Below are 12,513 nucleotides of genomic sequence, written 5' to 3'. Positions count from 1 at the left end.
ACGGGAGACGACAATGAATAAACTAACACTCACCACAGCAGCCTTCGCACTGCTAGCCGGATCCGCCATGGCGCAGGACGTCGTGCGCATGGGCACCGAAGGCGCCTACCCTCCGTATAACTTCATCAACGACGCTGGCGAAGTCGACGGCTTCGAGCGTGTTCTGGGCGACGAGCTGTGCAAACGCGCTGAGCTGAACTGCACGTGGGTCACCAACGACTGGGACAGCATCATTCCGAACCTGGTGTCCGGCAACTACGATGTCATCATGGCCGGCATGTCGATCACGCCAGAGCGTGACGAAGTCATCGATTTCTCTGACCCTTATACCCAGCCCGATCCCAGCGCATTCGTGTCGATGACCGACGGTGTTGATCTGGCTTCCGCTGTTGTGTCCGCCCAGTCCGGCACAATTCAGGCCGGCTATGTCGCGTCCGAACTGCCCGGCGCGACCTTGCTGGAATTCGCAACCCCAGAAGAGGCCGTCGCCGCCGTGCGTAACGGCGAAGCTGACGCTGTTCTGGCCGACAAAGCCTTCTTGCTGCCAATCGCAGAAGCTGACGGCGATCTGAACATGATGGGCGAAGACGTCCTGATCGGTGGCGGCATTGGCCTTGGCCTGCGCGAAAGCGACGCAGAGCTGAAGACAAAGTTCGACGCCGCGATTCAGTCCATGAAGGCTGATGGCACCTTGAACACGCTGATCACCGACATGCTGCCGGGCTCTGCCACGTTCTAAAAATCAGGCGCCGCGCCCCCGTACTTGGGCGCGGCGCATCCCCATCATCTTGCCAAAAATACTCACACACCAACGTCAAGGATCGGCGCCATCTTTAGCTATTGCACAGATCCCGCCAGCTTATCTGGCCTGACGTGGCTCTCTTGCTACCTGACCACAGGCAAGCATATGGGCATCTATTGGTCCGTCGGTACGGTGCTTTTGTTGCTGGCGATCACCGCACCTGTGGCGCTGCTGTTCGGCTATGGCGGGGCCTCTGCCGCGCGCAGCCAGATCGCACCATTCCGCTGGTTTGGCAAAACCTACATGGCCGTCGTGCGCGGCGTGCCAGATATCGCGTTTTTCTTATTCTTCGTCATCGCACTGGATCAGGGCATCGAATACCTGCGCCAAAAGGTGCTGTGCCCCGATTGGACCGAACCTGTGCGGCAAGGCAACGACTTTGTCGTCTGCCAGCAGGCTAAGATGCCGCTTGGCAATGCGGCGCAGTGGGTGCATGAAACTTACGGCTTCGGCCTTGCGGTCCTGACCTTTTCCATCGTCTTCGGCGCTTTCGCGGCCAACGTGATGTTCGGGGCCATGCGCGCCGTGCCGCGCGGCCAGCTGGAAACGGCAGAGGCTTATGGCATGACCCGCCGCCAAGTCACCCGCCGCGTGCTGGTGCCGCAGATGTGGGTCTATGCCCTGCCCGGCCTGTCGAACCTGTGGATGGTCCTGATCAAGGCAACCCCGCTGCTGTTCCTGCTGGGCGTCGAAGATATCGTCTATTGGGCGCGCGAGCTTGGCAGCACCAAGACCCCCAATTTCACCGACTACCCCCACAGCGACTGGCGCATGTGGTATTTTGGCGCGCTTTTGGTGTTCTACCTCGCGCTGACCAAAGTTTCCGAAGTTGTGCTAAGCCGCGTCATGGCCCGCCTGACCCGCGGCCAAGCCACCGCTGGCGGTGAAGCGCAGCGAAAGGCCGCCGGATGAGCTGTATTCAAACCATCGCCGACTACGGTCTGCGCAGCCTTGGCATAGGCGAGCGGCTTTTGCCGCGATCCGATTTCACCCTGTGCCAGCAGTTCACGCTGATCGGCTCTGGCATGATCTGGAACATCTATTTCGGCATCTTCGCGCTGGCGGCAGGCTTTGTGCTGGCGACTGCCCTCGCGCTTGGCAAAGCCTCGCGCCACACTGTGCTGCGTAAAGTGTCGGAATGGTTCATCTTTATCTTTCGCGGCTCGCCGCTGTTCATCCAGTTCTTCTTTGCCTATTTCCTGTTCCTCTCGCTCAAAAGCGTGGCACCGGTGTTCGGCATGTTTACATCCGCTTGGGCGGGCGCGCTGGTCGTGCTGTTCTTTAACACCGCCGCCTATTCCGCCGAGATTTTCTATGGCGCGCTGCTATCGATCCCCAAGGGCGATACAGAGGCGGCAGACGCCTATGGCCTGTCCGGCTGGTCGCGGTTCCGCCGCGTGATCTGGCCGACGATGCTGCGGCTGGCATGGCCCGCCTACACGAACGAGGCGATCTTTTTGTTTCACGCCACGACGTTGGTCTACTTCTCTGGCTTTCCGGCGCTGCAACAGCGGGGCGACGCGCTGTATTACGCCAATTACTTCGCCGATAAGACCTTCAACCCCTTCGTCCCCTACCCGATCCTTGCGGGCTATTTCATCATCCTGACGCTGATCGTCATCACGTCCTTTGGCCTGATCAACGCCCGTCTGAACCGCCACTTGCCGCAGGAAAAACGCAAGCGGCTGCGGATCCGGCCCCAGATTATTCGCTAGACAAATGGCCTGCTTGCACGGGCGGACACGGCGTCCTAGATTGCCATCATTAATAGCAGGTGATCCATGAAAATCGGAATTTTGCAGACCGGGCACGCACCAGATGCGATGCGGCCGGACACGGGCGACTACGCGGATCTGTTCAAGCAGCTGCTGGGCGATCAGGGGTTCGAATTCGAAACCTATGACGTCGTCGATATGCAGTTCCCGGCAGACGTTCACGCCGCCGACGGTTGGCTGCTGACCGGATCAAAGCACGGTGCCTACGAGGATCACCCGTTTCTCGCGCCGCTGGAAATCTTTATCCGCGACGCCTATGCCGCTGGCGCGCCGATGGTCGGGATTTGCTTTGGCCACCAGATCATCGCGCAGGCCTTGGGTGGCCGCGTCGAAAAGTTTCCCGGCGGCTGGGCTGTCGGGCGGCAGACCTATGACTGGCAGGGCGACACGGTCGCGCTGAATGCCTGGCATCAGGATCAGGTGACACAGCGCCCCGACGGCGCACAGATTGTTGCCACCAATGACTTTTGCGAAAACGCAGCGCTGGTTTACGGCGACCGGATTTTCACAGTTCAGGCGCATCCAGAATTCGAAAATGCCTTTACCAAGCGCCTTGGCGATGAACGCGGCGAAGGGGTTGTGCCAGATCCGCTGCTGACAGCAGCCCGCGCGACCGCGACGATGCCCATCGACAACCACCGGATCGCGGATCAGATGACCCGCTTTTTCAAAACCCGGAGCCTGACATGACTTGGATGGATGCGATCCCAGAGGCCGCGCGCGTCTATCTGGAAAACAACCGCTTGGACGAGGTCGAATGCGTCATCGCCGACCTGCCCGGGATCGCCCGCGGCAAGGCTGTGCCCGCCTCGAAATGGGAAAAGCAGGCGCATTTCCACCTGCCAAACTCGATCTTTTTTCAGACCATCACCGGTGAATGGGGCGAGGCTGCTGGCCCCGAAGGCTTCTTAGAGCCTGACATGATCCTCCGCCCTGACATGTCCACCGCGACTGCCGCGCCGTGGACAAAAGACGGCACATTGCAGGTGATCCACGATGCCTTTGATCAAAAGGGCCGCCCAGTTGGATGCAGCCCGCGCAACGTGCTGAAACGCGTCGTCGACCTGTACAAAGCCGAAGGCTGGACGCCCGTCGTCGCGCCGGAGATGGAATTCTATCTGGTCGGCCGCAACATCGACCCCGCCAAGCCGATTGAACCGATGATGGGCCGTACAGGCCGCCCCGCTGCGGCGCGGCAGGCCTATTCCATGTCCGCCGTGGACGATTATGGCCCGGTGATCGACGACATCTATGAATACGCCGAAATCCAAGGGATCGAGATCGACGGCATCACCCAAGAAGGCGGCGCTGGTCAGCTTGAAATCAACCTGCGCCACGGCGATCCGGTCAAGCTGGCGGACGAGGTGTTCTTTTTCAAACGCCTGCTGCGCGAGGCGGCGTTGAAGCATAACTGCACCGCGACCTTTATGGCCAAACCGATCGAGGGCGAGCCGGGCAGCGCAATGCACGTCCACCACTCGGTACTGGACCGCAAAGGCCGCAACATCTTTACCGGCCCGCAAGGCGGAGAGACCGATGACTTCTTTCACTTCATCGGCGGCTTGCAAGAACATATGCCAAGCGTGATCGCCGTGATCGCGCCCTATGTGAACAGCTATCGCCGCTATGTGCGTGACCACGCCGCGCCGATTAACCTTGAATGGGGCCGCGACAACCGCACGACAGGCATCCGGATTCCGATTTCCCCGCCAGAGGCGCGGCGCGTGGAAAACCGTCTGGCTGGTATGGATTGCAATCCCTACCTGTGCATCGCGGCATCGCTGGCCTGCGGTTATTTGGGCATGAAAAACGAGATTTGGCCCGACAAACGTTTCCAAGGCGACGCCTACGAGGCCGAGGATGCAATTCCACAGGGCCTATATGCCGCGCTAGAGCTGTTCGACGGAGCGAAAGAGATGCAAGCCGTGCTAGGCGAGGAATTCGCCCGCGTCTATTCCATCGTTAAGCATGCAGAATATAACGAGTTTCTACAGGTCATCAGCCCTTGGGAACGCGAACATCTGTTGCTCAATGTCTGATCGGATGAAACGCAACCTGCTTGCGGCCCTTGGGTTCGTGTTCTGCCTTGGCGCGCTGTCATTGGCCGTCGCAACGACATGGGACAAGGTCCAGCCACAGCACATCGAGGCCGAATGAACCCACTGTATCGCAACGACACCGCCGGTGAATTTCCCGCCAGCTGGTATGCATCGACGGCCGATTTGCCGCCGCAACGCCCATCACTGCGCGGCAACCAACAAGCTGACGTTTGCATCATCGGTGCCGGCTATACCGGGCTGACAGCGGCGCTGCGATTGGCGCAAGCTGGGCGCAAGGTCATCGTGCTAGAGGCGCATCGCGCGGGCTTTGGCGCGTCGGGGCGCAATGGCGGTCAGGTCGGGTCGGGCTATAATTGGCACCAGATTGATCTGGCGAAAAAGCTGGGCGATGGCCCGGCGCGGGCGCTGTGGGACTGCGCCGAACAGGCCAAGGCCGATCTGCACGATTTAATCGACACCCATGCGCCAGATGCGAAGTGGACGCCGGGCGTGGCCTTTGGCACCTATTCGGACAAGGGCCGCAAGGACTTGCACGCCGAGGCGGAGTTTCTGGCGCGCAACTACGGCTACGACAAGATCACGCCGCTAGACCGCGCCGGGCTGCATGACATTGTGCGCACCGATGCCTATGCCGGCGGTTGGCTGGACAACGGTGCCGCCCATATCCACCCCCTGCGCTATGCCGTTGGCCTTGCCGCCGCGGCAGAGGCTGCGGGCGCTGTGATCCTTGAAGGGTCGGAAGTTCACTGCATCCAGCAAGGCACGCCCGCCCGCGTGCAGACCGGGCGCGGTGTGGTGACAGCGGATCACGTTATTCTGGCTGGCAACGGCTATTTGCCGGGCATCAACCGCAAGGTCGCCGCCCGCGTGATGGCGATCAATTCGTTCATCGGCGCGACAGAGCCGCTGGGCGATCTGGCAGACGAGGTTCTGACCCGCGATATCGCCGTCGCGGATTCCAAGTTCGTAGTGAATTATTACCGCCTGTCCGAAGACCGCCGCCTGCTGTTTGGTGGGCGCGAAAGCTACTCTGTCGGCTTTCCCACAGACATCGCCCCGGCCCTGCATGCGCGGATGGTATCGCTGTTTCCGCAACTGGCGCAGGTCAAGCTGGACTACGTCTGGGGCGGCACGCTGGGCATCACGATGACCCGCCTGCCCGCGCTGCAACGCGTCGCGCCGAACATGATGTCGGGGGCTGGTTTTTCCGGGCACGGTGTCGCCCTGTCCGGTTTCACAGGTCGCGTCATGGCCGAAGCGATCCTTGGCCAGACCGGGCGCTTTGACGTGATGTCAGCGCTGCCAGTACCGAACTTTCCGGGCGGTGCCCGTTTCAGCACCCCGCTGCTGACGCTGGCGATGACATGGTATGCGCTGCGGGACAGGTTGGGGGTCTAACCGCCCTCTGCCGCGCGGCCCAGCACGACGATCAACGCGCCAAATATCGCAAGGGCGGCCCAGCCAAAGGCGCGTGTCTTGGCACCCCGGCCCAGCGACGTTTGCGCCGCAACAACGGCTTGAAGCGTATAGTACAACGCAAAGGCGCGGCTGGCGAAAGCGATGATCTGGAACACATCCAGCGTCCAAGTCATCACGACACCAAGCCCCACCAGCACCGCATAACCTGTGCGCGGGTCAACGCGTCCGCGCGTCACCTCTGCAATCAGCCCGCCTGATCCGCTGGTATCCGCTACCGCCGCGCTGAACTGCGCGGCAAGCGCGGCGGCGACCAACAGCAGCGGCAACACCGGTGCGACCCCGGCCATCATGTCGATGATCGCGGTTTCCGACAGCTGGTACTCGGAAGCCGCAAACAGAGGCACCAGCAAGATGATATAGACCATGTAGATCGCGGCGGCTGTCAGCTGCGCCAGCTTCATTGATCGCACGCGCATGGGGGCATCATAGCTTTCGCCAAGGAAGCGCGACGTCTCGAACCCTTGCACTGTCACGATCAGGCCAAAGCCCAAGGTGATTGCAGGCCAAAACGCCAGATGCTGGGTTTCGATAATCAGCGTCCCCGCCCCGGCGCGCTGCGCAAAGGTGATGGCCAGCCCGGTTAGCAGCCCCGCGATAATCGCGAGTTTAATCCCGACCGACACCTGCTCCATCCGTTCCAGCGCGGCAAAGCCTTTGGTCCAGCCTACGATCAGGACGCACAGGAACACCGCAGTCGACACCGTGCGCGCCGCCATATCCGTATCAAACGGTGTCAGGCTGACGGCGAAGGCACCGAACAGGTTCAGATAATATGCGACCGAAATGACATAGGCAAAGGCCAGCACCACCGACGCCGCCGTATCAAGGCGCGGGGATGGGCGCGGGTCTGCGATGCTTTGCCGGATCGCCGCACCAAAGGCCCAAGCCACAGCGTTCAACACCGCCATGACCAAGATCGCCCATATGCCGTATGCCCCGCCCAGCAGCGGCCCCAGCACCAGAAATCCGCTGCCGATAATTGACGCGAGCGGCGTTGTCGTCGCGCGCCACAGCGGGGCGGATGCAACCCGGCGCGAGGCCAGAAGCGCGGCCATCGCAGTGACGACCGCCACCACGACGACATTCAGGATCATTGGTTTGGGCCTTTACTTGCCCAACTTGGACAGCTTGTCCTGCATTTCAGCAAGCTGCGCCTTGATCGTTTCCAGATCATCCGCAGGCTTGGTCTTTTGCGGCTCGCGTGACACGCCGGGAATCAACCCACCGGTCATCGCCTTAAAGAACGCGGATTGCTGGCTGCGCATCGCTTCGAACCCCGGCATATTCAGCAGCGGGTTCGTTTTGGTCATATTGTCCATCGCCTTGCTTTGCCCATCGCGCAGCATCTCGAAGCTGGCGGTCAGGAATTGCGGCACGACGGATACGGCCTGGCTGGTGTAGCCGCGCACAAGGTCGGTCAAAAGGTCGACGCCCAGCACGCTTTCGCCGCGGTTTTCGTGTTCGGCGATGATTTGCAGCAGGTACTGCCGCGTCAAGTCATCACCAGATTTCAGATCAACGATCTGCACTTCGCGGCCTGCGCGGATAAAAGTCGCGATATCTTCCAGCGTGACGTAATCGCTGGTCTCGGTATTATACAGGCGCCGGCTGGCGTAGCGCTTGATCAGCAGTGGTTTATCGGTGGCGGCCACGGTCTGCCCTCCCAAGCATGATGCAGTGCAGCAATGCTATGCCGCGACTGCAAGACAAACAAGAAAAACTCTAGATACAAAAAGGCGCACCCCGAAGGGCGCGCCTGATACTCGTCAACAGTGACGGATTACTTAGAAGTCGTTGCTTTTTTAGCAGCGGCTGTCATCTCGTCGGACGCTTTTTTCGCAGCGTTGGTCATGTCCTCGGACATGTCCTTGCCAGCGGCCATCATCAGTTCCAGCGTCTGGGTCTGAACCTTTTTCGCGATCTCAGCGAAAGCGGCCATGTGCTCGGCTGCGGACTCGGCGGTGGCCGATGCGAAGTCGGTCATCGACTTAGCGTAGTCTGCTGGCTCTGCCTTGACCTTGGTCATGTCCTGCATCTTGGTCAGGGTGTCCTGTGCCCACTTAGCGGACAGCTGTGCGGATTCCTGAGCGGCGGACAGGGAAACGGTCGACATCTTTTCGGCCAGAGTTGCCTGCGACTTGTAGGCATCTTCCATCGACTTTGTGTCGACTGGGAAAGAACCCATCATGTCTTTGAAAACGGCGGTGAAGTCTTGTGTCTTAGCCATGGTATGCATCCTTTGCTATGTTGGCGAAGGTCATTCCCATCGCCTGTATCTGTACAAACAATCTATATGCTGCAGTGCAGCATTGCAAGTTTTTTCCGCACTGCAGCATTTTGATTTTCTGCAGGTGCGTAATGCTCTGATATGCCGATACAATTCATACGCGAAACAAACTGCCCCTAAGTCACATAGGTTCCGGGTGCCGAGCAAATCGGCGGAAATTTGGGCGAACCCGGTGCGCGGGGTGGAATCATCTCGCCTGATTTTTCCGCAAGCCACGCCTGCCAATGCGGCCACCAGCTGCCCTCTTGCTGGCTTGCCGTATCCTTCCAAGCATCCGGATCAAGCGACAGATCAGGGTTCAGCCAATGACCGTACTTCTTTTTCGCGGGCGGATTGACGATGCCTGCGATGTGGCCAGAGCCGGACAGGATAAAGGTCTTGTCGTCCGATCCCATCTTTTGCACCCCGCGAAAGCAGCTTTTCCACGCGGCGATGTGATCCGTTTCGCAAGCAATCGCGCAGATTGGCTGGGTGATCTGCCCGATCTGCACCGTTGCGCCGGCAACGTCGAACCCGTCGCTCGCGAACTTATCGTCCTGACATAGACCGCGTAGATATTGCTGCGCCATCTTGCCCGGCAGGTTCGTCGCATCGCCGTTCCAATACAGCAGATCAAAGGCAGGCGGAGCCTTGCCCAGCATGTAGCTTTTGATCGCAGGCCCATAAATCAGGTCGTTGGACCGCAAAAAGCTAAAGGTCCGCGACATGTAGTATTTGTCCAAGATCCCCGTCTTGGCGACCTCAAGCTCAATCCCATTCATAAAGTCTTCGTCCAAGAAGACTCCAACCTCTCCGCGATCGGAGAAGTCGGTCAGCGCGGTGAACAAGGTGGCCGATTTGACCGAAGCATCACCGCGCTGCGCCAGCAAGGCCAGCGTCAGCGACAAGGTCGTACCCGCGATGCAGTAACCGATGGCATTGATCTGCGGCACATCGCAGATCGCCTTGACCGTGCTGATCGCCTGCAAGAACCCGTCCTGGATATAATCGGTCATCGATGTGTCAGCATAGCTGGGGTCCGGGTTCACCCAAGACACCACGAAAAGGGTATGGCCCTGATCAACAATCCATTTGATCAAAGAGTTTTCGGGCTTCAAATCAAGGATATAGTATTTGTTGATCCAAGGCGGAAAGATCACCAGCGGTGTTTCAAACACGGTCTTGGTGGTCGGCGTGTACTGGATTAGCTCGAACAGATGGTTGCGAAATACGACCTCTCCCGGCGTAGTCGCCAGGTTTTCGCCAACGGTAAAGGCGTCCTTGTCCGCCAGCGTGACCACCAGATCACCGTTGTTCGCCTCTAGGTCGCGGACAAGGTTTTCCAGCCCTTTGACAAGGGATTCGCCCTCCGTCTCGACCGCCAGGCTCAGCGCCTCGGGATTTGTGGCCAAAAAGTTGGTGGGACTGAACAGATCGACGATCTGCTGGCCGAAATAGCGCAGGCGCCTCTTTTCGGCAGGGTCCAGCGTTTCGACATCGTCAATCGCCTGCGTAATCGCCTCGGCGTTGATCATGTACTGCTGTTTGACGAAGTTGAAAAAGGGGTTGGTGCGCCACAGCTCGTGGGAAAAGCGGCGATCTGGCGGGGTCTTATCCTCTGGCGCGGCGATATGGCCCTGCGCCAGCAGCGCCTGCGCCTCAACGAAATGGGTCACGGATTTTGACCAGAACGACAGCTGATGTTCGATCAGCTTCGCCGGGTTGTTGACCATCTCGGTCCAATAGGCACCTGCGGCTTTGGCATAAAGCTCTTTGCTTGGCCCTTGCAGCGCGGTCGGCACCTGCCGCCCTTTGGACAACGCTGCAACCAGACGCTGTGACAAAGCATCAACACGCGCCAAATTCTTTTCTAAATTGTCAAGTTCTTTACGGCTCGTTTCACCTTCATGAATATCAATAGTTGTCATATCACTCCCCCCGGCCTACCTTCGCAGCTGCAGCATTCATTGCGCGACCACATCAGGAACGTTCCAACATGAAGTATATGATGACCTACGACATGATGGAAAGCATGCGTAACACGAACCAATGGCTTGGGTCGACTGCGCGGGCTTTTGCCAGCTACCCCGCCATGGCGATGACGGCCAATCCGTTTATGGATTGGCTTGGCGCTTGGGGCGAAGTCACCGAACGTGCCTTCAGCCGTATGGTCGTGAAACCTGACTGGAACATTCCATCGCAAACCGCCGCTGACGGCACGGACCATATCGTTCATATTGAAACGGTGTTGGAAAAGTCCTTTGGCAACTTGATTCACTTCAAGGTTGGCGGTCGCGAGCCTAAGAAACGCCGCGTGCTGCTGGTTGCCCCCATGTCGGGTCACTATGCGACGCTGGTGAAAAAGACCGTGATTTCCCTGCTGCCTGATTGCGACGTATATACCACCGATTGGCACAATGCGCGCGACATCCCTGTCAGCTCCGGCAAATTCGATATCGAAGATTACACGCTCTACCTTGTTGACTTCATGAAAGAGCTTGGCAGCGACCTACACGTCATCGCCGTCTGCCAGCCTGCGCCGCTGACCATGGCTGCCGTCGCCTATCTGGCCGCCGAAGACCCCAGCGCACAGCCACGGTCGATGACCTTGATCGGCGGTCCAATCGACCCTGATGCCAACCCGACCTCGGTCACAGAATTTGGCCATTCCGTCAGCATGGGCCAGTTGGAACAGCTGATGATCCAGCAGGTTGGATTTAAATTCAAAGGGGTGGGCCGCAAGGTTTATCCCGGCCTGTTGCAGCTGTCCTCCTTCATCTCGATGAACCGCGAAGCGCATACAAACGCCTTCCGCGACCAGATCATCGCGACGGCAAAGGGTGAAGCGTCAGAGCATGACAAGCACAATGAATTCTACGACGAATACCTTGCTGTGATGGATATGCCTGCCGAATTTTATCTGTCCACGGTCGAACGCGTGTTCAAAAACCGCGACATCGCCCGCAATGATTTCACGGTTGCTGGCAAAAAGGTCGATATCGGCGCAATCACCACGGTCGCTGTGAAGGTGGTCGAGGGTGAAAAAGACGATATCTCGGCGCCTGGCCAATGCCTTGCCGCGCTGGCCCTAATGACGGGCCTGCCCGACAGCAAAAAAGCCGCTCACCTAGAGCCGGGCGCAGGTCACTTCGGCATTTTTGCTGGCGGCAAGTGGCGCAAAAACATTCGCCCACTGGTGCTGCAGTTCATCGACGACAACGCTGATGCGCCGCAACCTGCGAAATCCGCCAAGGCCAAGGCGAGCAATGTCACGGCAATGCCAGCCAAGACCGCTGCGAAGTAAACGAACTGAAGCTATCAATCAGCCCCGCCCGATGAAAGTCGGCGGGGCTTTTTGCTGCCCTATCGCAACACAAGCGGTTGCCGCATCCAATCGCGCATGACGGCCAATGTTGCCTCTGGCTGTTCCAGCATCGGCAGATGGCCTGCGCCTTCGATGACTTCCAGCCGCGAATAGGGGATCATTTCCGCCATAAATTCGTGGCGGCGCACAGGGTAAATCGTGTCTTCGGCCCCGCAGATCACCATCGCGGGCTGGCGAATCTGGCGCAGGGTCGCGGATTGATCGCGGCGGCGCTGCATGGCGCGGGCCTGCGTGACGTAGTGCTCTGGCCCCATCGCCCAAGCCATATCGGTCACGCATTCCATCGCCATGCGGCGGTGCGGGCCTTCGGCAAAACAGGCGGCGGGCATTTCCTGCGCGACGACGTCCTTGAACCGCCCAGCGCGGGCGGCGACGATCAGCGGCTCTCTCGCGGCAGAGGTTTGCGGCGTTTCGGGCTGCGACGTGCAATTCATCAGCGCAATGCGCAACACCCGCGTAGGCGCACGGCGGATGACCTCTAGCGCGACAGCGCCGCCCATGCCCGCCCCGAGCAGCGCAAAGCGTGCGGGAGCCCAGTCCAGAATGCGGCTTGCGATATCTTCGATCCGGTCGCCCCCGGTGGTCGGCATGATGCAGGTCGCATGGTCGACCGACATGGCGGCCGTCAGCGGGGCAAAAACGCGGGCGTCACACAGCATTGGCGGAATCATCACCAGCGGTTCGCGCGTCATATCTTTGCCCTGCCCTTGCGTGTTTTTTCCGTCATCGCACCGGGGGCAAGGCGG

At 59.4% G+C, this 12,513-nt stretch carries 12 protein-coding genes; 7 read left to right on the top strand and 5 right to left on the bottom strand.

Annotated features, from left to right (window positions below; translation table 11 throughout):
* The first annotated feature begins 13 nt into the window (after positions 1 to 13).
* From BM131_RS08160 to BM131_RS08135, 6 genes are all read left to right on the top strand, one after another.
* Complete coding sequence (locus BM131_RS08160) at positions 14 to 739, top strand: transporter substrate-binding domain-containing protein (RefSeq protein WP_090188138.1); 726 nt, start codon at positions 14 to 16, stop codon at positions 737 to 739.
* 90 nt (positions 740 to 829) lie between these two features.
* Positions 830 to 1,714, top strand: coding sequence for an ABC transporter permease (locus BM131_RS08155; RefSeq protein ID WP_090188318.1), 885 nt, complete (start codon positions 830 to 832; stop codon positions 1,712 to 1,714).
* On the top strand, positions 1,711 to 2,517 hold the full coding sequence (locus BM131_RS08150) for an ABC transporter permease (RefSeq protein WP_090188134.1): 807 nt from the start codon (positions 1,711 to 1,713) through the stop codon (positions 2,515 to 2,517). Before BM131_RS08155 ends, BM131_RS08150 begins: the two co-directional genes overlap by 4 nt.
* 66 nt (positions 2,518 to 2,583) lie before the next feature.
* A complete protein-coding gene (locus tag BM131_RS08145) occupies positions 2,584 to 3,267 on the top strand; it encodes a type 1 glutamine amidotransferase (protein ID WP_090188132.1) in 684 nt (227 codons plus the stop codon).
* Positions 3,264 to 4,616 (top strand): glutamine synthetase family protein, encoded by a 1,353-nt coding sequence (locus BM131_RS08140; RefSeq protein ID WP_090188129.1) that lies wholly within the window; start codon positions 3,264 to 3,266, stop codon positions 4,614 to 4,616. Before BM131_RS08145 ends, BM131_RS08140 begins: the two co-directional genes overlap by 4 nt.
* Before the next feature lie 114 nt (positions 4,617 to 4,730).
* The gene (locus BM131_RS08135; RefSeq protein WP_090188126.1) at positions 4,731 to 6,035 is read left to right on the top strand and encodes an NAD(P)/FAD-dependent oxidoreductase; all 1,305 of its coding nucleotides are present in this window, start codon (positions 4,731 to 4,733) and stop codon (positions 6,033 to 6,035) included.
* Here the strand turns inward: BM131_RS08135 and BM131_RS08130 are convergent.
* The 4 genes from BM131_RS08130 to BM131_RS08115 form a co-directional block, all read right to left on the bottom strand.
* Positions 6,032 to 7,210 (bottom strand): hypothetical protein, encoded by a 1,179-nt coding sequence (locus tag BM131_RS08130; protein WP_175499223.1) that lies wholly within the window; start codon positions 7,208 to 7,210, stop codon positions 6,032 to 6,034. The genes BM131_RS08135 and BM131_RS08130 overlap by 4 nt on opposite strands.
* Before the next feature lie 12 nt (positions 7,211 to 7,222).
* A complete protein-coding gene (phaR, locus tag BM131_RS08125; RefSeq protein ID WP_090188123.1) occupies positions 7,223 to 7,768 on the bottom strand; it encodes a polyhydroxyalkanoate synthesis repressor PhaR in 546 nt (181 codons plus the stop codon).
* A 128-nt stretch (positions 7,769 to 7,896) separates the two neighbouring features.
* Positions 7,897 to 8,343 (bottom strand): Phasin, encoded by a 447-nt coding sequence (locus BM131_RS08120; protein WP_090188120.1) that lies wholly within the window; start codon positions 8,341 to 8,343, stop codon positions 7,897 to 7,899.
* 176 nt (positions 8,344 to 8,519) lie between these two features.
* The gene (locus tag BM131_RS08115) at positions 8,520 to 10,310 is read right to left on the bottom strand and encodes a PHA/PHB synthase family protein (protein ID WP_090188117.1); all 1,791 of its coding nucleotides are present in this window, start codon (positions 10,308 to 10,310) and stop codon (positions 8,520 to 8,522) included.
* 68 nt (positions 10,311 to 10,378) lie between these two features.
* On the opposite strand from BM131_RS08115, the gene phaZ reads away from it, so the two are divergent.
* On the top strand, positions 10,379 to 11,686 hold the full coding sequence (gene phaZ, locus BM131_RS08110) for a polyhydroxyalkanoate depolymerase (RefSeq protein ID WP_090188115.1): 1,308 nt from the start codon (positions 10,379 to 10,381) through the stop codon (positions 11,684 to 11,686).
* Between the two features lie 59 nt (positions 11,687 to 11,745).
* Here the strand turns inward: phaZ and BM131_RS08105 are convergent, their stop codons facing one another.
* Positions 11,746 to 12,459: an alpha/beta fold hydrolase gene (locus BM131_RS08105; RefSeq protein WP_090188112.1), complete on the bottom strand. Its 714-nt coding sequence runs from the start codon at positions 12,457 to 12,459 to the stop codon at positions 11,746 to 11,748.
* Positions 12,460 to 12,513: the final 54 nt, after the last annotated feature.

It is taken from the genome of Loktanella salsilacus (assembly GCF_900114485.1).
GTDB classification, from domain to species: Bacteria; Pseudomonadota; Alphaproteobacteria; order Rhodobacterales; family Rhodobacteraceae; genus Loktanella; species Loktanella salsilacus.
This window is presented reverse-complemented; position numbering and strand designations above follow the sequence as displayed.

Excerpts from the sequence above, each read along its gene's own strand:
- BM131_RS08105 (WP_090188112.1), bottom strand. The coding sequence starts at position 12,459 with ATGACGCGCGAACCGCTGGTGATGATTCCGCCAATGCTGTGTGACGCC.
- BM131_RS08160 (WP_090188138.1), top strand. The coding sequence starts at position 14 with ATGAATAAACTAACACTCACCACAGCAGCCTTCGCACTGCTAGCCGGA.
- BM131_RS08150 (WP_090188134.1), top strand. The coding sequence starts at position 1,711 with ATGAGCTGTATTCAAACCATCGCCGACTACGGTCTGCGCAGCCTTGGC.
- BM131_RS08130 (WP_175499223.1), bottom strand. The coding sequence starts at position 7,210 with ATGATCCTGAATGTCGTCGTGGTGGCGGTCGTCACTGCGATGGCCGCG.
- BM131_RS08140 (WP_090188129.1), top strand. The coding sequence starts at position 3,264 with ATGACTTGGATGGATGCGATCCCAGAGGCCGCGCGCGTCTATCTGGAA.
- phaZ (WP_090188115.1), top strand. The coding sequence starts at position 10,379 with ATGAAGTATATGATGACCTACGACATGATGGAAAGCATGCGTAACACG.
- BM131_RS08145 (WP_090188132.1), top strand. The coding sequence starts at position 2,584 with ATGAAAATCGGAATTTTGCAGACCGGGCACGCACCAGATGCGATGCGG.
- BM131_RS08135 (WP_090188126.1), top strand. The coding sequence starts at position 4,731 with ATGAACCCACTGTATCGCAACGACACCGCCGGTGAATTTCCCGCCAGC.
- BM131_RS08115 (WP_090188117.1), bottom strand. The coding sequence starts at position 10,310 with ATGACAACTATTGATATTCATGAAGGTGAAACGAGCCGTAAAGAACTT.
- BM131_RS08120 (WP_090188120.1), bottom strand. The coding sequence starts at position 8,343 with ATGGCTAAGACACAAGACTTCACCGCCGTTTTCAAAGACATGATGGGT.